The sequence below is a fragment of the Rhodococcus sp. PvR044 genome (assembly GCF_040548995.1).
In the GTDB taxonomy this organism is placed as follows: domain Bacteria; phylum Actinomycetota; class Actinomycetes; order Mycobacteriales; family Mycobacteriaceae; genus Rhodococcus_G; species Rhodococcus_G oryzae.
This window is the reverse complement of record NZ_JBEPSX010000011.1, coordinates 51,567-71,969: the sequence shown is the minus strand read 5'-3', so window position 1 is coordinate 71,969 and position 20,403 is coordinate 51,567. Positions and strand designations below refer to the sequence as shown.

The 20,403-nt window shown below is 67.8% G+C and carries 17 protein-coding genes; 11 read left to right on the top strand and 6 right to left on the bottom strand.

The window, feature by feature from the left end; genetic code table 11:
• Nucleotides 1–11: 11 nt before the first annotated feature.
• Together ABIC28_RS22230 and ABIC28_RS22225 are read right to left on the bottom strand one after the other, a co-directional pair.
• Nucleotides 12–428: a DoxX family protein gene (locus ABIC28_RS22230; RefSeq protein WP_354580912.1), complete on the bottom strand. Its 417-nt coding sequence runs from the start codon at nt 426–428 to the stop codon at nt 12–14.
• A 438-nt stretch (nt 429–866) separates the two neighbouring features.
• Nucleotides 867–2,156 (bottom strand): PucR family transcriptional regulator, encoded by a 1,290-nt coding sequence (locus ABIC28_RS22225; protein ID WP_097213174.1) that lies wholly within the window; start codon nt 2,154–2,156, stop codon nt 867–869.
• A gap of 251 nt (nt 2,157–2,407) precedes the next feature.
• Here ABIC28_RS22225 and ABIC28_RS22220 point away from each other — a divergent pair, with 251 nt between their 5' ends.
• The 7 genes from ABIC28_RS22220 to ABIC28_RS22190 are packed head-to-tail and all read left to right on the top strand — an operon-like array spanning nt 2,408 to nt 13,670.
• Nucleotides 2,408–3,916, top strand: coding sequence for a class I adenylate-forming enzyme family protein (locus ABIC28_RS22220; protein ID WP_354580910.1), 1,509 nt, complete (start codon nt 2,408–2,410; stop codon nt 3,914–3,916).
• A gap of 4 nt (nt 3,917–3,920) precedes the next feature.
• Entirely contained in the window at nt 3,921–5,720 is a 1,800-nt protein-coding gene (locus tag ABIC28_RS22215) for a DUF3556 domain-containing protein (protein WP_354580908.1), read from the top strand.
• Nucleotides 5,717–7,156 (top strand): phytoene desaturase family protein, encoded by a 1,440-nt coding sequence (locus tag ABIC28_RS22210; RefSeq protein WP_097213172.1) that lies wholly within the window; start codon nt 5,717–5,719, stop codon nt 7,154–7,156. Before ABIC28_RS22215 ends, ABIC28_RS22210 begins: the two co-directional genes overlap by 4 nt.
• On the top strand, nt 7,153–8,868 hold the full coding sequence (locus ABIC28_RS22205; RefSeq protein ID WP_354580905.1) for a PHA/PHB synthase family protein: 1,716 nt from the start codon (nt 7,153–7,155) through the stop codon (nt 8,866–8,868). Before ABIC28_RS22210 ends, ABIC28_RS22205 begins: the two co-directional genes overlap by 4 nt.
• A 33-nt stretch (nt 8,869–8,901) precedes the next feature.
• Nucleotides 8,902–9,354, top strand: coding sequence for a MaoC family dehydratase (locus tag ABIC28_RS22200; RefSeq protein ID WP_354580903.1), 453 nt, complete (start codon nt 8,902–8,904; stop codon nt 9,352–9,354).
• Nucleotides 9,351–10,205, top strand: coding sequence for an alpha/beta fold hydrolase (locus ABIC28_RS22195; RefSeq protein WP_354580901.1), 855 nt, complete (start codon nt 9,351–9,353; stop codon nt 10,203–10,205). Before ABIC28_RS22200 ends, ABIC28_RS22195 begins: the two co-directional genes overlap by 4 nt.
• A 6-nt stretch (nt 10,206–10,211) precedes the next feature.
• Entirely contained in the window at nt 10,212–13,670 is a 3,459-nt protein-coding gene (locus ABIC28_RS22190) for a protein kinase domain-containing protein (protein ID WP_354580899.1), read from the top strand.
• A gap of 45 nt (nt 13,671–13,715) precedes the next feature.
• Here ABIC28_RS22190 and ABIC28_RS22185 read toward each other — a convergent pair whose 3' ends face one another.
• Nucleotides 13,716–14,501: an SDR family NAD(P)-dependent oxidoreductase gene (locus ABIC28_RS22185; protein WP_097213167.1), complete on the bottom strand. Its 786-nt coding sequence runs from the start codon at nt 14,499–14,501 to the stop codon at nt 13,716–13,718.
• Between the two features lie 488 nt (nt 14,502–14,989).
• On the opposite strand from ABIC28_RS22185, the gene ABIC28_RS22180 reads away from it, so the two are divergent.
• Complete coding sequence (locus tag ABIC28_RS22180) at nt 14,990–15,526, top strand: hypothetical protein (RefSeq protein ID WP_097213166.1); 537 nt, start codon at nt 14,990–14,992, stop codon at nt 15,524–15,526.
• A gap of 67 nt (nt 15,527–15,593) precedes the next feature.
• Nucleotides 15,594–15,842, top strand: coding sequence for a three-helix bundle dimerization domain-containing protein (locus ABIC28_RS22175; RefSeq protein ID WP_179800645.1), 249 nt, complete (start codon nt 15,594–15,596; stop codon nt 15,840–15,842).
• Between the two features lie 15 nt (nt 15,843–15,857).
• Here ABIC28_RS22175 and ABIC28_RS22170 read toward each other — a convergent pair whose 3' ends face one another.
• Nucleotides 15,858–16,475: a VOC family protein gene (locus tag ABIC28_RS22170; RefSeq protein ID WP_097213165.1), complete on the bottom strand. Its 618-nt coding sequence runs from the start codon at nt 16,473–16,475 to the stop codon at nt 15,858–15,860.
• Nucleotides 16,476–16,872: 397 nt separating this feature from the next.
• Between ABIC28_RS22170 and ABIC28_RS22165 the strand changes: the two genes are divergently transcribed.
• Nucleotides 16,873–17,892: an alcohol dehydrogenase catalytic domain-containing protein gene (locus ABIC28_RS22165; RefSeq protein ID WP_354580896.1), complete on the top strand. Its 1,020-nt coding sequence runs from the start codon at nt 16,873–16,875 to the stop codon at nt 17,890–17,892.
• 290 nt (nt 17,893–18,182) lie between these two features.
• Entirely contained in the window at nt 18,183–18,839 is a 657-nt protein-coding gene (locus ABIC28_RS22160) for a TetR/AcrR family transcriptional regulator (protein ID WP_269590160.1), read from the top strand.
• A 277-nt stretch (nt 18,840–19,116) separates the two neighbouring features.
• On the opposite strand, the gene ABIC28_RS22155 is transcribed toward ABIC28_RS22160, so the two are convergent.
• Entirely contained in the window at nt 19,117–19,626 is a 510-nt protein-coding gene (locus ABIC28_RS22155) for an Rv2732c family membrane protein (RefSeq protein WP_097214313.1), read from the bottom strand.
• 70 nt (nt 19,627–19,696) lie between these two features.
• Nucleotides 19,697–20,374: an MspA family porin gene (locus ABIC28_RS22150; RefSeq protein WP_097214314.1), complete on the bottom strand. Its 678-nt coding sequence runs from the start codon at nt 20,372–20,374 to the stop codon at nt 19,697–19,699.
• Between the last annotated feature and the right edge of the window lie 29 nt (nt 20,375–20,403).

Sequence of the window (20,403 nt, the reverse complement as noted above, 5' to 3'; positions counted from 1 at the left end):
TACGCACCGGATCAGGAGATCGTGAACAGCGGTCCGGTGATGGTCAGCCCGAGATCACCGGTGTGGGCGAAGAAGGCGAACAGCATCAGTGCCGCACCGGCCAACGCGATGTCCTTGTTGAACTGGATCATCTCCATCTGCCGGGCCTGAGGGTCGGATTCGGACCAGAAGTTGTGCATGATCGCCGCGGTCGGGACGAGGAAGGCCACCAGCAGGAGCGAGCCGAGATCGGCCCACACACCGAGGAGCACGCTCAGCGCGCCAACGACCAAGAGCACACCTGAGAACAGGACGGAGAGTTGCGGCATGGGCACGCCCTTGCCTGCGGCGTATTGCGCCATGGCCTTGGACTGGGTCAGGTGGCCCAGCGCGGATGAGAGGAACAACGCGGCGAAGAGAATTCGGCCGATGAGAACGACGATGTCCATTGCCTACCTCCAGGTGTTTGTGAGGCTGGTCAGTAGTGCGCCGGCGGCGGCTTTGCCTGCCGACCTCCGCTCGCCGACTCGGCGAGGGTGTCGCGTACCAGAGGGAGCATGGTTGGCTGCGATCTTGCGGACGACGGTGTCCGATGACCAGACGTAGAGCGCGCAGTCGAGGTTACCAACTGAGTGCGAGGTACGAACACCACGTCCATAACGCCGCGCACGGCCACCCGCTCCGGCTCCGGCCCCGGCCCCGGCCCCGGCGACCAGCCTGCGGGACTGAGCTGCCTCCCCCAGCATGTTCCATTCCGAGATAGCCACTTCTGGCCTTGGCTCGGCGCTACGTGTTGGCAGAGGAACCATCACGATTCGGGCGTTCCGGGGTTCTGTGCACGAAGGACAGCCTTGGCCACGGAACAGACCTCGGAGCGACTGAGACACTCACGTTGCGGGCGGCGTGAGTATCGACCGTCCGAGCCACCGGCACCCGATGAGGGCCAACTCGAGGTCGAGACGCTCGTCGTCGAGCGGCCGGCCCCGCTCCTCGAGCGCTTTGTCGACGCGGTACTTGACCGTGTTCTTGTGCAGGTGGACGCGATCGGCAGTCGCCGTGTAGCTCCCCTGCGCATCGAGGAAGGTCAGCAGCGTGTCCCGGAGCCGGGCCGCGTGCTCGGTGTCGGCGGCAAGCGGGCCCAAGGCCCGACCGACCATCCGTCGCGCGCCCTCGACATCCGCAGCGAGCATGGCGGCCACCCGCACCTCGGCATCCGAGAAACTGGTCAGCGCGCGGGCGTCGCCCTGCGCGACCAGGGCGACCTGTTGGGCACGGACCGCCTCGAGGTGACTGACCCGGAAGCCGGTGGCGCCGGCGACAGGACTGCCGGCCGCCACGAACACGCCTCTCCCGTCGTGGTCCAACACCGCTTCCAGGCCGTCCACGGCGGGCGGGGCGGGTGTGCGTCCCAGACCGATCCATCCCCAAGCCGTAATACTGTCCTTCGGAAGGAAGAGCGGATCCCCCGCCGCGCCAGCCGTCCGGCTCAATTGCTGCAGCACGCGTTCGAATCGTCGCAGGTCTGCGCCGGAATCCCCGCGATCGGATCTCCAGAGAACCACGCCCAGGTGATGCTGCCGCAGGCGGTACCCGAGAGAGGCCTCGGCGGAGGCCACATCGATCCGCCTGCCTCCGAGCAACTCGTCGAGCGTGACGGACCGGACGGTGTTGCGGGTCGCCAGCCAACGCTCGAGTTCGGATTCGTACTCGTCGACGACCTGCTCCGTGATCGCGTCGATGTACTCGAACGTGGTTCCCATGATGAGCTGACCGGCGGCGAAGGCCACCCTGGCATCCGTTTCACGTTTCGAGATCTCGTCGAAGGCCCAATTGAGAACGTGCTGCTGCCCGAGACGGTAGGCCCTCACCAACGCATTCGGTGAGATCCCCCGCTGGGCGAGCCGCCGGGCATACTCCTTGGCCACCGACGGCGACGAGATCTCGCCCACGGGTATGTCGTACCGCAGCGTGTCGGCGAGCATCTCCAGGTTGCTCTCGACGCTTGCCCGCAGGAGGTCGAGGATCTGCGGACCCTCCCGGACGTCCTCGATGGATCGGGCCAGCTCAGCGGCCAGGGGCCTCGTCAGCCTCGGCGCGTCGATACTGAGCGTGGTCGCGACCTCCACGACCAGTGCAGCCGCCCGGCGATGCAGGTCGGGGTCCTCTGCGGAAGCCATCGAACACCTCCCGTCGACATCGCCGCGTTTGTGTCCCGGAACCAACTCTGCGCCGTGTCGCTGGTTCTGACAAGACAATTCGGCCGCAAGATCGGCGGCCGGGCACGAACGTGTCGCGAACCTTGGTGTCTCGGGCACAGGAATCCGGACGCCTCCCGCTCCTAGCGTGAATTCATCGCCACCACCCCATCCGGCCGAAGACCCGGCGGGAGACGGCAATTCCCCACACCAGCCCCTGAGGAGACCTCATCGTGACAACACTCGCCTACCTGCCCTGGCTGCGGCCGCGGGCCTTCGACGAGCTGCCCTGCGTGCGCGACGAACGATGCGCACTGACCTACGCCGAGTTCTCGCAGTGGGTGGACGCAGTGGCCGAGCAGCTCGCCGACCACCGCGTAGTCCCCGGCTCGACCGTCGCCATCATGCTCCCGAACCGGGTCGAGCTGCTCGTCGCGATGGTCGCGGCATGGCGGCTCGGCGCTGCGGTGACACCGATCAACCCCGTGTTCACCGCCACCGAGGCCACCTACCAGATCAACGACGCCGACGCCGTGGTCGTCGTCAACGCCGGACCTGAAGCACCCGACGCCGGGCGCCCGAGTATCGCGGTGAGGGACCTGCGGTGGGTACCCCTTGGCCTCTGTCCGCTGCCGGAACCGGCCACGACCGCCGACGAGATCGCGCTACTCGTCTACACCAGCGGATCGACCGGCCGGCCGAAGGGCGTCATGCTCAGCCACGGGAACGTCGGGTCGATGGCATCGATGATGTCCGAGCACCTGGGTATCACCCGAGACGACCACTGCCTGCTCGTCCTGCCGCTGTTCCATGTCAACGCGATCTGCGTCGGCTTCGTCACGCCGATCTCGGTGGGCGGACAGCTCACCCTCCAGGAGCGATTCCGCCCGCTGGAGTTCCTGGCTGCGGTGAAAACCCTTCGCCCGACTTATTTTTCGGCTGTGCCGACGATCTACGCGCACCTCGTCTCGCAGCCCGCAAATGTCGTCGCCGACACCTCCTCGATCCGATTCGCGATCTGCGGTGCGGCGCCCGCGTCAAGGGAATTGCTCGCCGCGACCGAGAAGCGATTCGGATTCGGGCTCGTGGAGGGGTACGGGCTCACCGAGAGCACCTGCGCGTGCACCGCCAATCCGGTCGACGGGCCACGCAAACTCGGCACCGTCGGAGTACCACTGCCCGGGCAACGCGTCGCGATCATGGGCGACGACGGCACCGTCCTGCCACCCGGCGAGCGCGGTGAGGTTGTCGTCAAGGGCCCCAACGTGATGCAGGGCTACCTGAATCGTCCGGAGGCCACCGCGGACGCGCTCGGCGACGGCTGGCTGCACACCGGCGACGTCGGCGTGCTCGACGAGGACGGCTACCTGACCCTGGTCGATCGGATCAAGGACATGATCATCCGGGGCGGCGAGAACATCTATCCCAAGGAGATCGAATCCGTCCTGCACAGCCACCCGCATGTGCTGGAGGCCGCGGTCGTGGGCGCCGGCGACGCCCTCTACGGCGAGGTTCCCGTCGCCTACGTCTCGACCTATCCCGACGTCGCGCTCGACGCCGATGATCTGCGCACGCTGTGCCGCACCCACCTCACCAAGATCAAGGTCCCGGTCGCGATTCACATCCTGGACGACCTCCCCAAGAACCCGATCGGGAAGGTGGACAAACGTGCCCTGCGCACGCTGACGCCCGCCGGCCGCTCGGTTCCCACCACCCCCTCCACTACACGCCAAGGAGCGTGACGTCATGGGATTCCTCACACAGACATCCCCTCAGGTCGACCCGTCGACCTTCCTTCGACAGCCGTTCTTCGACCGCATGCGAACTTTGGCGACTCACTGGGTCGACAACGGGTTCGGCACACCCCGCATCGTGCACGTCATCTACCTGGCCAAGCTGGCGCTGCTGTACATCGTCGGCGGCGTGGCAGTCGCGACGCTCACCTCGGACGTCGGCTCGCCGTTCGACATCGCTTCGTGGTGGAACGAACCCATCGTCTACCAGAAGCTGGTGTTGTGGACCGTCCTGCTCGAGGTCTGCGGACTGGCAGGCAGTTGGGGTCCGCTGGCCGGGCACTTCAAGCCGATGACCGGCGGGATCACCTACTGGTTGCGCCCCGGCACCATACGCCTCGCGCCGTGGCCGACGAAGGTCCCCTTCACCGGCGGCGACCGTCGCACGACCGGCGACGTCCTGCTCTACCTGGCGTTGCTGATCAGCCTCGTGGTCGCGCTCGCCCTGCCCGGGGTGGCCAGCCACGGCCTCAGCGAGGCCGTCCCGGACAGCACCGGCGGCCTGCTGCGGGCCGGATCTCTGGTGCCGATCATGGCGCTGCTCGTGATCATCGGGCTGCGCGACAAGGTCGTCTTCCTCGCCGCGCGGGCCGAGCAGTACCTTCCGGTCCTGCTGTTCTCGGCGACTCTCGGCTTCGTCGACATGATCATCGCCTTCAAGCTGGTGATCCTCGTCGCCTGGATGGGCGCCGGGTTCTCGAAGATCGGCGAGCACTTCATCAACGTGATCCCGCCGATGGTCTCCAATGCGCCGTTCAACCCGTTCCGCAGACTCAAGCGCGAGCACTACCGCGAGTACCCCGCGGACCTGCGGCCCTCACGCCTCGCCTGGTTCATGGCGCACGTGGCAGGCACCACCGTCGAGATCGCGATCCCGCTGGTCCTGTTGTTCTCCACCAACCCCACGATCACCGTGATCGCGGCAATCGCGATGGTGGCGTTCCACCTGTTCATCATCTCGACCTTCCCATTGGCGGTGCCGCTGGAATGGAACGTCCTGTTCGCGTTCGCCGCGGTGTTTCTCTTCGTGGGGTACCCGGCAGGCGACGGGTTCAGCGTGTTCGACTTCTCCCAGCCCTGGATGCTGCCCGTGATCGTGGCCGGACTGCTGTTCTTCCCGGTGCTGGGAACCCTTCGTCCGGACCTGGTCTCCTTCCTGCCATCGATGCGTCAGTACGCCGGCAACTGGGCGTCGGCGATCTGGGTCTTCGCGCCCGGGTGCGAGGCGCGACTCAACGAGCTCGACAATCCAGCCCGCAACCAGGTCGACCAGCTGCAGGCGATGGGCTACGAGCCCGATGCCGCCGAGATCACCATGCAGATGACGCTTGCCTGGCGATCCATGCACAGCCAGGGGCGAGGACTGAACTCGCTGCTGATCCGGCACGTCGACGATCTCGACACCCGCACCGTGCGGGAGGCGGAGTTCGTGTGCAACACGTTGGTCGGCTGGAACTTCGGGGACGGGCACCTGCACGACGAGGGGCTGATCAGAGCGGTCCAGAGCCGCCTGAACTTCGCCCCCGGCGAACTGCAGGTGATGTACGTCGAGTCCCAGCCCGTCCAGTCCAAGACCCAGTCCTACCGGGTCATCGACGCGGCACTCGGGGTGGTCGAACGTGGGACCTGGCGGGTGTCGGATGCCGTCAGCGAGCAGCCGTGGCTGCCCGATGGTCCGATCCCGCTCACCGTCGCATGGACCAGGCCGGGATACGTTCCTGGCGCGCTGAGCGCGAAGGGTGAGCGGCGATGACGAACGCAATCATCGTCGGCAGCGGACCGAACGGCCTCGCCGCCGCCGTGACCCTGGCCGAGGCCGGCATCGACGTCACCGTTGTCGAGGCCGCCGACACGATCGGCGGCGGCACCCGCACCAGCGAACTGACCGTGCCGGGCGTACTGCACGACCACTGCTCGGCGGTCCACCCGATGGGCGTGGCGTCCCCGTTCTTCCGGTCCCTCGACCTCGAATCGCACGGGCTCCAGTGGCTCCACCCCGAGGTCGCCGTCGCGCACCCGTTGGAATCCGGTGCGGCGGGGGTCCTGCACCGGTCGATCGAGGACACCGCGACAGGCCTCGGCCGCGACGGCGCGGCCTGGGCTCGCTACTTCGGTCCTCGCGCGGCGAACTTCGACGTCCTCGCGGGCGAGCTGTTCCGGCCGATACTGCACGCGCCGCGGCACCCGTTGGCGCTCGCCCGGTTCGGGCTCGACGCCGCGACCCCCGCGACGTGGACCGCGCGGCGCTGGCGCACCCCAGAGGCCAGGGCCCTGTTCGGCGGGATCGCGGCGCATGCCCTTCAACCCTTGTCGCGGCCGACCACCTCCGCAGTGGCACTGATGATGATCGCCGCCGGGCACCGATACGGGTGGCCGGTAGCCAAGGGCGGTTCGCGCGCCGTCACCGACGCGCTCGCATCGCTGCTCCTCGCGAACGGCGGCAGCATCGAGACCGGTAGGTTCGTCCGGTCGCTGTCGGAGCTGCCCGCCGCCGACATCGTGATGCTCGACCTCTCGCCCACCGCCGTGGCCCACATCGCCGGGGATCGATTGCCGCCCAGGGTCGCCCGCGCCTACCGGCGATGGCGTTACGGCCCATCGGCGTTCAAGGTCGACCTGGCAGTCGAAGGCGGGGTCCCGTGGATCAACGAGGACTCCCGCCGGGCCGGGACCGTGCACGTCGGCGGCGCCTTCGGCGAGATCGCCGCCGCCGAACGGGCGGTCGCGGCGGGCGTGATGCCCGAGCGCCCGTTCGTTCTCGTCGGTCAGCAGTACCTGGCCGACCCGTCCCGCTCCGCGGGTGACGTACACCCAGTATGGGCGTACGCCCATGTCCCGCACGGCTATCCGGTCGACGCGACCGAAATCGTGATCGACCGGATCGAACAGTTCGCGCCCGGCCTGCGCGATCGGATCGTCGGCAGACACGCGCGCTCGGCGTCCGCGATGGCCGCCTACAACCCGAACTACGTGGGCGGCGACATCCTCACCGGCTCCAACGACCCACTGCAGGTCGCGATGCGGCCGCGTATCGCGCTCGACCCCTACAAGACAGGCATCCCCGGCGTCTACATCTGCTCGGCCGCCACCCCGCCCGGGGCGGGCGTGCACGGCATGGGCGGATACAACGCCGCCACCTCCGCGCTGAACGCGCTCACCCGAGACGACACGAAGGACTACATCTCATGACCACCAAGAAGGCTGTGACCACTACGAAGAACGGGGAAGCCGGCGCCGACGAACTCGCCGCGCCGCTCGACCTCCTGCTGGCCGAGTCGGCGCTGGGCCTGACCCGACGGATGCTGCCCAACCGCTCGTGGCTTCGCCTGGCCACCAGCCTCGCCTCCGCACCCCATTTCGTGGCCGGTCGCGGACGCGGGCTCACCGTGGAGCTGGCCAAAATCGCGCGCGGCCGCTCGGCGCGGCAACCCGCCAAGTCCGACAAGCGGTTCGCCGACCCGGCGTGGTCCGGCAACCCGCTGTTGCGGAGGATCATGCAGTCCTACCTCGCGACTTCCGAGACCGCAAACCAGTTGCTCGGCGACGCCGATCTGAACTGGCGCGACCGCGAACGCATGCAGTTCGTCGTCGACAACCTCGTCGAGGCGGCGGCACCGACCAACAACCCGCTGCTCAACCCACTCGGCTACAAGGCGATCATCGACACCGGCGGCGCGAGCGCGGTGCGCGGCGCCGGCCACCTGATCCGCGACCTCACCACCATGCCGCGGGTGCCGGCAATGGTCGAACCCGACGCGTTCACCGTCGGCGGGACCGTCGCCGCGACACCGGGATCGGTGATCTTTCAGTCGCGCGTGCTCGAGCTGATCCAGTACACCCCGCGGACCGAGAAGGTCTGCACGACGCCGGTGCTGATCGTGCCGCCTGTGATCAACAAGTTCTACGCAGTGGACATGTCTCCCGGACGCAGCCTCACCGAGTACTTCCTCGACCAGGGCCAGCAGGTGTTCACCATCTCCTGGAGGAACCCGCAAACCCGCCACCGCACATGGGGTTTCGACACCTACGGTAAGGCCATTGTCGACGCTTTGGACGCGGTCGAGAAGATCACCGGAAGCGATCGGACCCACCTGTTCGCCACCTGCTCGGGCGGGATGCTTGCCGCGATGGTGGCGGCGCATCTGGCGGACATCGGCGAGGGCGACCGGGTGGCGAGTCTGGCGCTGGCGGTGACGGTACTCGACCAGAATCGCGCCGGGTTCGCGTCTGCCGCGCTGGACGAGTACACCGCCAAGGAGGCCGTCCGCGTCTCGGCGGCGCGGGGATACCTCGACGGCCGGTCGCTCGCGGAGGTCTTCGCCTGGCTGCGCCCGACCGATCTGGTGTGGCGGTACGTGGTGAACAACTACATCCAGGGCAAGACGCCGCCCCCGTTCGATGTCCTGTTCTGGAACGCGGACACCACCCGGATGACCGCCGCCCTGCACCGCGACATGGTGCAGACGGGCCTGACCAACGCACTCGCCGAGCCCGGCGCCGCGACCATGCTCGGCACCGCGGTCGACCTGTCGAAGGTCACCGCGGACTCCTACGTGGTGGCCGGCGTGGCCGACCACATCAGTCCCTGGCAGGCCTGCTACCGCAGTGCCAGACTCCTCGGCGGCGACGTCGACTTCGTGCTGTCCACCAGCGGCCACATCGCCTCGCTGGTGAACCCGCCCGGCAACCCCCGCGCGTCGTTCCGCGTCGGCGCCCCTGATTCGGAGAGCCCGGACGAGTGGGCTGCGGCAGCCGGGAAGCACCCGGACTCCTGGTGGCGGCACTACACCTCCTGGCTCGCCGACCGGAGTGGGCCGCAGAAGGCCGCGCCGTCGGCGCTCGGCGGCGACGACCTGCCGCCATTGATGCCCGCACCCGGCTCGTACGTCCGCGAACGCTGAACCTCCACAAACACTCTCGAAGGGAAGCTCGTCATGACCACCAGCATCGAACGCCCCACGGACCTGATCGATCTCGCCGGAACGGAACTCGGCACCACCGACTGGTACCCGATCACCCAGGAACAGGTGAACGAGTTCGCGGACGCCACCGGCGACCGCCAGTGGATCCACACGGACCCGGCCCGCGCCGCCACCGGGCCGTTCCGGGGCACCATCGCGCACGGGTACCTCACCCTCGCCCTCGCCTCCCGGGCGATCGCCGAGCTGCTGGCGATCGAGAACCTCCAGGCGGCCGTGAACTACGGGTTGAACAAGGTCCGCTTTCCCGCGCCGGTCCCGGTGGGCTCGAAGGTCCGGGCGAGCGCGCGGGTCGTCTCGGCGCAGCAACGCGACGCCGGGGTCGAGGCCGTGCTCGGGGTGGTGTTCGAGGTCGACGGCTCGCCCAGGCCGGCCTGCGTCGCCGAGTGCGTCGTGATCTACCGATGACGGCGGACACGGGTGACTTCCGACGGATCGTGACCGTGTGCGGGCAGCCACTACGGGTTGACGTGCGGGCGGGAACGGGGACTCCCCTGGTGATGTGCAATGGGATCGGCGCATCACTCGAGGTGCTCGATCCGCTGGTCGACCACCTCAGCCCCGACCGCACCGTCATCCGATTCGACGCCCCCGGGTCAGGCGGTTCGCCGACCGGCGCACTGCCACAGGGGTTTCCCCGCCTCGCATGCACTCTCGGTCGCCTGCTCGACACACTCGAGCACGATCGCGTCGACGTATTCGGCTACTCGTGGGGCGGCGGTTTGGCCCAGCAGTTCGCCCTACAGAATCCGCGCCGATGCCGCCGCGTGGTGCTGGCGGCGACAGGAACCGGCGTGCTGATGGTTCCGGCACGGCTCGAGGTGCTGGCGAAGATGATGACCCCACGCCGGTTCACCGACCCCGACCATCTGGCCATGGTCGCCGACACGATCTACGGAGGCACCGCGAGGCACGGCGGCGCGGATCTGGTGGAGACACTGGGCTATCAGCGCACGGGCGGGTCGATGCGCGGTTACCTGCACCAACTCGCGGCCGGTGCCGTCTGGACGAGCCTGTTCACCCTGCCCCTGATCCGGCAGCCCACCCTCCTCATCGCCGGGACCGACGACCCGATCATCCCGATCGTCAACGCCCGGATCATGCGTCGACTGCTCCCGAACTCCACCCTCGAACTCCACGCCGGCGGGCACGTCGACCTGCTCACCCGTGCCGACGTGTTCGGGCCCCTGATCGAGCGATTTCTCGATTCCGAGCGGCCCGGACGGGGATATTCTGGGAGGGCGACGAGCGAGAGGTGAGCCGACGTGGCGGAGACCGATCCGCTGGCGACGCAGCGCGGTCCGGCGCCGCGGATCGCGACTGAGCTGCGGGCCGCGGGATTCGAGAACGCCGAGGAGATCGGACGCGGCGGATTCGGCGTCGTCTACCGATGCCTGCAACGGTCCCTCGACCGGACGGTGGCGATCAAGGTGCTGACTTCCGATCCGGATCCCGAGAGCCTCGATAGATTCCTGCGCGAGGAGCGGGCGATGGGGCGCCTCTCCGGGCACCCGAACATCGTGAAGATCTACCAGGTGGGGGCGACCGGATCGGGACGCCCGTACCTGGTGATGGAGTACCACCCACACGATTCGCTGGAGTCCCGGATCCGACGCAGCGGCCCACTCTCCTGGGGCGAGGCCCTGCACCTCGGCATCAAGATGGCCGGCGCACTCGAGACCGCGCACCGGGCCGGCGCGCTGCACCGCGACGTCAAGCCCGCGAACATCCTGCTCACCGACTACGGGGAGCCGCAGCTGACCGACTTCGGTATCTCCCGACTCTCGGGTGGCTTCGAGACCACCTCCGGCGACATCGCCGGATCCCCTGCCTTCACCGCTCCGGAGGTACTGGAGGGGCGGGCACCGACCCCCGCATCGGACGTTTACGGGCTCGGGGCAACTCTGTTCTGCGCCCTCACCGGGCACGCCGCGTTCGAACGCCGCAGCGGGGAAAAGCTGATCGCCCAGTTCGTCCGGATCACCCGCGAACCGGTTCCGGTGCTGCACGGGGCGGACATACCGCCGGACGTGTCCGCGGCCGTCGAGAAGGCGATGGCGCGCGATCCCACCGAGCGGCCCGCGACGGCCCTCGAAATGGGTGAGCTGTTTCGTGCGGTGCAGGCCCGCCACGAACTGGTCGTCGACGAGTTGCCACTGCCCGCGGACCTCGCCGCCGGCCTCCCGGGCGCCGAAACCAACGGAGGCCGTGTTGCGTCGGCGGCTCGGCACAGCGGAATTCGCATGGTCTCGATCGACACGCCGCCGGCACCGGCGACCCGGTTCCGGCCACCGACCTCCTCTCGTCCGCTGGTTCCCCGGACCCGCCTGATCGACATGTTGCGCGGCGGTGAGCGCCGGAGGTTGGTAGCGATCCACGCACCCGCCGGGTTCGGCAAGAGCGCCCTCGCCGCTCAATGGCGTGAAGTACTGACCCACGAGGGAGTTACCGTCGCCTGGCTCGCCGTCGACGAGGACGACACCAACGTGGTGTGGTTCCTCGCGCACCTGATCGAGGCGGTTCGGCGGGTGCGCCCGACCCTCGCCGATGAACTACAGCAGACGCTCGAGCAGCACGCCGATCGTGCCGAACGGTACGTACTGTCCTCGCTGATAGACGATTTCCACGACACCGGCGAGCGTCTCGCGATCGTCATCGACGACTGGCACCGCGCGGCCGGACCCGAAACCGTTGCGGCCCTGACCTACCTGCTGGACAACGCCTGTCATCACCTACAGGTCATCGTGACCAGCCGCACCCAGACCGGGTTGCCGCTCAGCCGCATGCGGGTACGCGACGAATTGATCGAAATAGACGCCACCGCCCTGCGATTCGATCTCGACGAATCGATGTCCTTTCTGACCGACGTCGGCGGGCTGGCGCTCGATTCCGACGAGGTCAGCGAGCTGACGCGGTCGACCGATGGATGGGCGGCCGCGCTACAGCTGATGTCACTGTCCTTGCGCGGGGCTGCGAACCCCGCCGAGATGATCGGCAGGCTGGCAGGCCGCCAGCATGTGCTGGGAGAGTTCCTGGCCGAAAACGTACTCGACGCACTGGAGCCGGAGATCCTCGACTTCCTGCTTGCCACGTGTCTCACCGAGCGGGTGTGCGGCGACCTCGCCGCGGATCTTGCCGACATCCCCCGAGGGCAGGCGATGCTCGAAACGCTCGAGGAGCGCGACCTGTTCCTGAGCAGAACCGAGGACGATTTCTGGTTCCGCTACCACCGACTGTTCGCGGACCACCTACGCCGTCGTCTCGAACGCGACCAGCCCGCCCGTGTCAGGTCACTGCACCGCACAGCGTCATCGTGGTTCGCCGATCACGGTCTGCTCGGCGAGGCCGTCCACCATGGCCTGGCCGCAGGCGACATACGGCGCGCAGTGGAGCTCGTCGAGCGGGACGGAACCGTCCTGCTCGAACACTCGCAGATGGCGACCCTGCTCGCCCTGATCGACAAGCTCCCCGCCGACGTCGTGGATACCCGGCCGCGACTGCTACTCGCGCAGGCCTGGGCGAACGTCCTCCTGCAGCGCGGCTCCGCCGGGCTGTCCGCGCTCGATCGGGCATGCGCCGCGCTCGACCAGTGCGCCGAACCCGATCAGGCGATCGCCGATCTGCAGCTCGAAGCCGATGTGGTGCGCGCCGTCCTCATGGTCTTCGCCGACCAGGTCAGCGGGGTCGACGAACTCGTCGCGCCCAGCCTGTCCAGGCCGGACACCCTGCGCCCCTGGGTCGTCTCTGTCGCGGCCAATGTGGCCTCCTTTCTCGCCCTCCACCGCTTCGACTTCGACGCCGCACGCCGGCTCCAACACTGGGCCGGCACCTACCACCATCGAACAGGGGGCCCGTTCAGCGTGATGTACGGGCATTGTTGCCTTGGCTTGGTCTCGGACGCGCAGCTCGACCTCGATCAGGCCGAAGACAGTTTCCTGACGGCTCGTCGCCTCGCGGTGGAGGCGGGTGGGACCCACTCACACGCCGCACGCCTGGGGGGCGCGTTGCTCGGGCAGTTGCTTTACGAGCGGGGCCGGATCGAGGAGGCTGAGAGGTTGCTGGACGAGAGCAGTGAGCTCGGTTCGGGTGGCGGGGTGGTCGAGTTCATGATCTCCCAATACGCCATCGGGGCCCGGATCAAGGCCCTCCGAGGCGACCGCGCCGCGGCGGCGCTACGTCTGGGCGACGGGACGGCCGCGGCCGAATCGCTCTCGCTCCCAAGACTGTTGGCGCGGATGGACAACGAGCGGGTGGTGTGGGATTTCCCGGTGCGGCCCGGCTATCGGCCCGTGCAGCGGCCGCGGCGGGTCCGCTCGACCGATGGCCCGGAGGCGATCACCGCCCAACTCGAGGACGACACCGCGATCCGGCTGATGCTCGCCTCCGGGGAGCCGGACTCGATCGAATCGGCGTGTGGGTGGGCCGAGGAATGGGTTCAGGTACTCGCGGGAGGTGCCCGTAAGCGCGCGGCCCTGCAATCCGCCCGGCTCCTCGTAGCCTGCCTGGCCACGGCTGGACGGACCGACCAGGCCAAGTCGATACTCGCAGGAGCGGCGTCAGTGTGCGCCGATCACGGGATGATCCGCTTCCTTCCAGACGGCGGCCCCCAGCTGCAGTCTGTTCTACGGGCACTCCTCGAGGACCAGCGTGCCGGCCGGTGGCCATCGGGCCAGCCGCCTGTACCGTCCGAATTCCTCACTGCGGCTGCCGACATGATGAGCTGAACCGGGGACCTCCCCGATGGTCCATGACGGACGGGCTGCGCCTGCTCACACCGTCGTGATGAATCCGCCATCGATCGTCATGTCGGCGCCGGTGATGTTCGCCGCCCGGTCCGAGGCCAGGAACAGCGCCAGGTCAGCGACCTCGTCGGGGGTTGTGAACCGCCCGGTGGGTGTGCCGGACACCGCGCCGTCCGCGACGTCCTGCGGACTGGCCCCGCTGGCCTTTGCGATCACCTCGGCGACACCTCCCTCGCCCAGCCACAGATCCGTCAGCACTGGGCCAGGGCTGATCGAGTTCGCACGAATACCTTTCGGGCCGAGCTCCTTCGACAGAGCCTTGGTGAGGTTCGTTACCGCAGCCTTGACCGCGCAGTAGTCGACAACGCCGGGGTCCGGGTAGAACGCGTTGACCGAGCCGATCGTGACGATCGCCCCGCCACCGCGACGGACCATCTCCGGGATCGCCGCCCGCGTGGTGCGCACCGCGGCCATCACCCCGAGCGACCACGAGGCATTCCAGTCTTCGTCGGTGACCGTGACGAACCCACCCGGCCGCGGGGTGACCCCGCCCGCGTTGTTGACCAGGATGTCGACGCCCCCCAGCCGCGCGGCGGCCTCGACCAGCGCGACAGGGCCATCGCTCGTCGACAGGTCCGCGGGCACGAACGTCGCCCGTCCATCGGACTCGAGTTCCTCGAGCCGTGTGCTGCGGGTGCGTGATCCCGCGACTATGTGTGCCCCCGCCTCGGCGAGGCGGTCGGTGATCGCGAGACCGATGCCCTTGCTCGCGCCCGTGACCACCGCGATCTTCCCGTCGAGATGCAGATCCATCGTCACCCTCCAAAAGGGGCGGAACCGATACCCGTCCTGCGGGGCGCACTCCCCCGCACAGCACCGCAATCCCAGACCCGGACCGTCACAAACGACATCCGGCTGAAGTGAGGATATCCAGCAGACGGGTCCGCAGGTACCGGAACGCGGTGCATCGGGCTCCCTCCCATCGAATCCTCACCCCACGCACAGGGGTGGTTGTCGGGGTGGGGTCGTACGGTGCGTAGTGGAGGTGGATGCCGTGATCGTCGCCGTTTCTTTCAGTCGCGTCCCTCGCCCGATATATGCGAGACGATCGGTGTAGGGCAGTGACCACACGCCGTGGGCTGACGGCGGAGCGGGAGGTCGCGCGGTTCGAGGAGAGTGGGTGGACTCGGGTTCTTGGGTTGCGGACGCTCCTGCCGAACGATCCACATCGATTCCTCAGTAAGCAGGGGCGACGGTGGTGGGGCAGGGTTGAAACGCTGGGGGGCGAACTTGAGAAGTGGGTGGCGGACAAGCGATTCGCCGACGATGTCGAGGTCGGGCTGCTGTTCGTGCCCTCGGTGCGGGTGCTGGATACCCGACAGCCGGTGGAGGCGGGCATTCGGCGGCAGCAGCATCCCGACCTGACCGGGGATGTCTTCGATGGCCGTTTGGACGCCGGCGTCGACGCGGTTCAGGAAGATGCGGCTGGGGCGTTCTTCGTCACGTGTGTTGGTCGGTATGGCGTGTCGGCGGGTAGCTATCAGCAGATCCGGGGAGCCGAAGCGGTGAATTTCGACGTCGCTGGTAATGACGTTCGTGCAGGCATGACCCGTCAGTTGTGGGGTGCGCGCGTGCTTCAGGCCGGTAACGCGTTCCTTCCGGATTCTGAGCACAATGATCGGTGGACCTTCACTTTGTTTGCCGGTGAGGAGCTGATCGATGGATTGGCTCAGTCGGGGACCGTGCTGAAGTCGCGGGTGCGGTTCCGGCTCGGCAAGTCGGACCGCGGTATCGGATCGGCCCGCGTCGCACCGGCGCTCTTCGCCGGACATCTCTGACCGGCCCCTCCCCACATTGGACGGTCCATCGTCTTGACCATTCCACGAAGATGTTCAACACTTCGGTATGACCACGGACGACGAGGGGCGTCACATCGAGTTCGTTGTCGAACGCCTCACCAAGAAACACCCCGAACTCTCAGCATCGACAGTGCTCGACACGGTAGCCCACGCCCACAGGCACTTCGATGGCCGCCGGGTGCGGGACTTCGTCCCGCTACTCGTCGAACGCAACGCGGAAGCCGAATTGAGCCACGCCGAGGGCATGCGGGAGGTCCCGATCGGCGCCGTCGGCGGACGCCATCGAGTCGACTGAGAGGCCCGCGGCCGGCTATTCGTCGGTCGCCCGAGCGTTCGACTCGTCCGCCATGAATTGCGCGTACCAGTCGGGCCAGTCCGTGTCGTATCGACCGAGTTGTTCCTCGTACTTGCCGTGTGCGGCGGCCGCACGGCGCATCGCCCCGGCCAGCTCGACGGCGGAGGCGTAGGCCACCGGCCCCGGCGTGACGCGGCCAGGCGCGCGCGTGGTGACCTCCTGCACGAACCAGCTGTTGCCGTCGGGGTCGGCGAAGGACAGCCACGACCCGTAGCTCTGGCGGTTCGGGTCCGGGCCGGTGACCCGCGCGGTCGCCCCGGCGTGGTGGAACACCCCGCCGGCGTCGTGGAAGACGTCGCTGACCGGCGCCCCGCGGCTCGCCAGCTCGGGCCTGGCCGCCTCGATGTCGGTCACCACGAGGTGCAGGCCGTCCGCCGAGCCTGGCGCGGCCGAAGTGACTCCGGTGCCGAAGATGACCGAGCACGCCGAACCGGGCGGTGTCAGCTGCACCACCCGGAAGTCCGGGCCGGTGGCGACGTCCGCATCCTCCCGCCACCCGAGTGCCTGATAGAAGTCCTTGGCCCGGTCCACATCGGAGACTGGCAACACCACAATCTCCAGCTTCGTGTCCACGGCCTCGGTTCCTCCCGTTGATGCCGGTCACCAGCGTCGATGCCACTGAGGTGGGCACCCCATCCACACTTCCACCACGAATCGCCGAAAGTCCATATCCCGTAGCTATGCAAAGGAGATGGCGGCCGAACCGTGCACACGGACGGTCCGGGAACGCCCCCGCGCTGGGCGGATGCGCATTACGCTCGAAGCATCGCCGCCAATATCCGGCGGGCCCCGTCATGACAGGACGCGCCGCATGGCTGTTCTGCTCGAGACCGAATACCTACCGAAGCGTGTCCGCGCGGAGGCGGTGCCCACGCACCCAGATTCCGGAGCCATCGACAATCCTTGCCGCGCAAAACGTTTCCCTGCGCATACTCGGTTCAATTCACCATCCGAGAGGAGACATCTCGTCATGTCCACCATCCGGACCGTCCAGGTAGACCATCCCAACGCCGAACTGCGCCTCACCACCCGCGAGATACCCGACCCCGGTCCGGGTCAGGTGCGGGTCACCGTCGAGGCCTGCGGCATCTGCCACTCCGACGACGCGTTCGTCACCAATGCCCTTCCCGGCGTGACGTTCCCAGTGACGCCCGGCCACGAGATCGCCGGCCGCATCGACGCGGTCGGCGACGCCGTCGCCCGCTGGCTTCCCGGGGATCGGGTGGCCGTCGGCTGGTTCGGCGGCGCGTGCCTGTACTGCGATCCGTGCCGCGACGGCGACTTCATGCACTGCGAGAACCTTCAGATACCCGGCTGGCACTACCCGGGTGGCTATGCCGACGCCGTGGTCGTACCCGCCACGGCGATCGCCCGCATCCCCGACGAGTTCACCGCCGCGGATGCCGGGCCGATGGCCTGCGCAGGCGTGACCACGTACAACTCGCTGCGCCGGAGCTCGGCCCGCCCCGGTGACCTGGTCGCGATCCTCGGCCTCGGCGGCCTCGGGCACCTCGGTGTCCAGTTCGCGGCGAAGATGGGTTTCGACACCGTCGCGATCGCCCGCGGCCCGGACAAGGAACCGCTGGCCACCCAGTTGGGTGCGCGGCACTACATCGACTCCACGACACAGGACGTCGCCGCCGAACTACGCCGTCTGGGCGGCGCTCGGGTCGTCCAGGCGACCGCCGCGAACTCGGCGGCCATGGCCGCCACCATCGACGGCCTCTCGGCGGACGGCGAACTGATCGTCATCGGCGCCGTCCCGGATCCGATACCGGTCAGCCCGTTACAACTGATCTTCCAGTCCCGTTCGGTGCACGGGCATCCGGCCGGCACCGCGCGCGATGTCGAACGGACGCTCGACTTCGCGGCTCTCACAGGCATCCGCCCCATGATCGAGGAGGTGCCGCTGACCGAGGCTCCGGCCGCCTACCGCCACGCACTCAGCGGCAAAGCTCGATTCCGTGTGGTCCTGACCACCGGACTCTGATCGACATCCGTGCCCAACACGGTCCGCAACTCTGAGTGCGCTGACTACCCCATCGGCGGCGTGCTCGGATAGGACGGCGTTCTGCATATACGCCCTCGCGCCGCTCCTAGAGATTCTCGTCTGCTGCTCGCGTAGCTGTCGCTGCTCCTGGCGCCGATCGTGCCGCTCGCGGCTGTCGTTCACGTCGCCGACCATCCCCGGGTTGTTGTCGACCTCCTGGGGACCGCATCGGTATAGCTATCCTCGACTTCGAGAACGGCAATCTCGCCACAAAAATGAGGACACACCAGGTGACTTCCGCAGACCAAGAGGCTGTGAACCCCCTCGCGACCGCCGCCGTCGATCGGCTGTTCGACCGGCAGCGCGACGAATACCTCACGGAAGCGCAACGCCTCATCCGCGCTTGCGGCAGCCTCATCGCTGAAACCGGTCAGGTGGATCCCCCTGTCGCCGCGATCCTCGAGCGCGCGGGCCTTGCAACCCGCGCGTTCTACCGGCTCTTCAATTCGAAGGAAGAGCTGATCATCGCCGTCCTGCAAGATGGCACCACCACGAAAACCAGCCACGTCATCGAACGTATGTCATCGGCGAGCACACCGCTCGAACGTGTCGATGCATGGGTTCGAGCCGTCGTCCTCCCCTATACCCAGGATGTATCGCAGGGGTATCGAGCAATCCTGCTCCACACGTACCGGTGGGAGACGATGTTTCCCACCGAACTCGCAGCGATGCGCGAACAACTCCTGCAGCCGCTGGTTCACGCAATAGCCGACCTCCGCGACGACGACCCGAAGAACGCTCAAACCGCAGCCGAGATCATTTTCGACGCATTCTTCGGCGTCGCCTGCCGAGCAGAGGCACAAAGGCGGCTGGTCGATCCGGACGAAGTCACTGCCCTCACCCGGATGGCCACACTCATCGCCACGTCATTCAGCGCCACGGAGTGAACGACTAGTCACCTCGGGGTAACCCTCGTCAGTTCGACCTGACGAAGGCGCGATCGCAACACACAATTCTTCAATGCTTGGCCGCATCTGCGGCAGGTCTCTTCGGCGACCCGAGCTCGACGGCGCCGCGGCTCCTGGCCTGCCCCCTGGCCCATGAACCATGGCACCACGACCCGGCCACAACGCGACTGTGCGCGAGGTTCCTCTTCGAACCTCGCGCACAGTCGCGTGTCACAGACCTACCTCAGAACCAGCGAATCACCGTCGACCGAGATGGTCACCGCGGCGCAGAGACGTCGGCCTGCATGATGTTCGCGCGACTGAGGACCACCGGGACCCACAGCGCGGTGAGGGCGGCCATCCCCGCCCACGTGAGGATCAGCCCGTATTCGATTCCCGTTGGGCGGATTCCGGGCGGCAGGCTCTGTTGTGACCAGTAGCCGAGCAGTCCGATCACCGTCCCCACACCCGTTCCCATCACCGCTATCTGCGCGATGGCCCATCGTCGTGACCAGGTGCCCAGCAACGAGACGATGACCCCGAAGATCACGACGAACACGATGAACAGCCGCAGTGGCGCGGGCGTCGCGACATGTTCCGGGTTGGGACCTCCCGCGAGTACAGCCCACGCCGGCAGCGACCCCGCATGGGGAAGCGCGAGGCCAAACGTCAAAACGAGGACCACCGCGGTGATCGCCGGGCGGCGCCACCCGGCCACGAACTCTCGGGTGACTCGATTCTCGATCTCGCGGAAGTCGGCACGGTAGTGGGACAGATCGTCGGTCACGACATCCTCCTTGGATCGATACCGAGCGAGGCGACCCACCGGCGATGGTGGGCCGCCTCGACTCATCGGATCAGCCGATGCTGAAGGGCTGGCCCCACAGCGTGACGGTGCTGCTGACGTTCTTCGTGCTGGCGGTGACCTTGACGTAGGAGCGGGCCTGCGCGTAGCCGGCGCAGCCCTCGACACCGATGGTGGAGTCGGCCCAGGTGACGCTGCCGCTCTTGCCCTTGAAGCCGTTGGCGCCCGAGTGCGACTCGCCACCGAAGTCGTCGGCCTTCTCCAGGTCGAGGAGCTTGACGTTCTTGGCCTGGCCGGGAGCGATGGACAGGTTGCCCGCACCCTTGGCGGTCTGCTTGACGCTCTCGCCCTCCCAGTTGGAGGACATGCCGGTGTCGGCGCCGCCCTTGCCACCCAGGGTCAGCTGGCAGGCCACCACGTAACCGGGCTCGATCTTGCCGCCGTCAGCGTTGTCGCCGGACAGTTCGACCTTGGCGCTGCCGGAGACCCACACGTTGCGGTGCAGCGGGGTCGCACCCATCGACGGCGAGATGTTCGCGGACTCACCGGTCATGGCGACGGTGACGACGGTGCCGTCGACAAGCGTCTTGGAGATGGTCCCGCCGGGCAGCGGCACGAAGGTGTCGGCATTGGCCGCACCCGCCGACAGGAAGCCGACCGCGACGGCCGTGGCCGCGCCGACGGCGGAGATCTGCAGCCCGCGACGCAGGCCGTTCGTGCTGGTGTTCATAAATTCCCCTTTGAGGGTTCAGGTTTCAG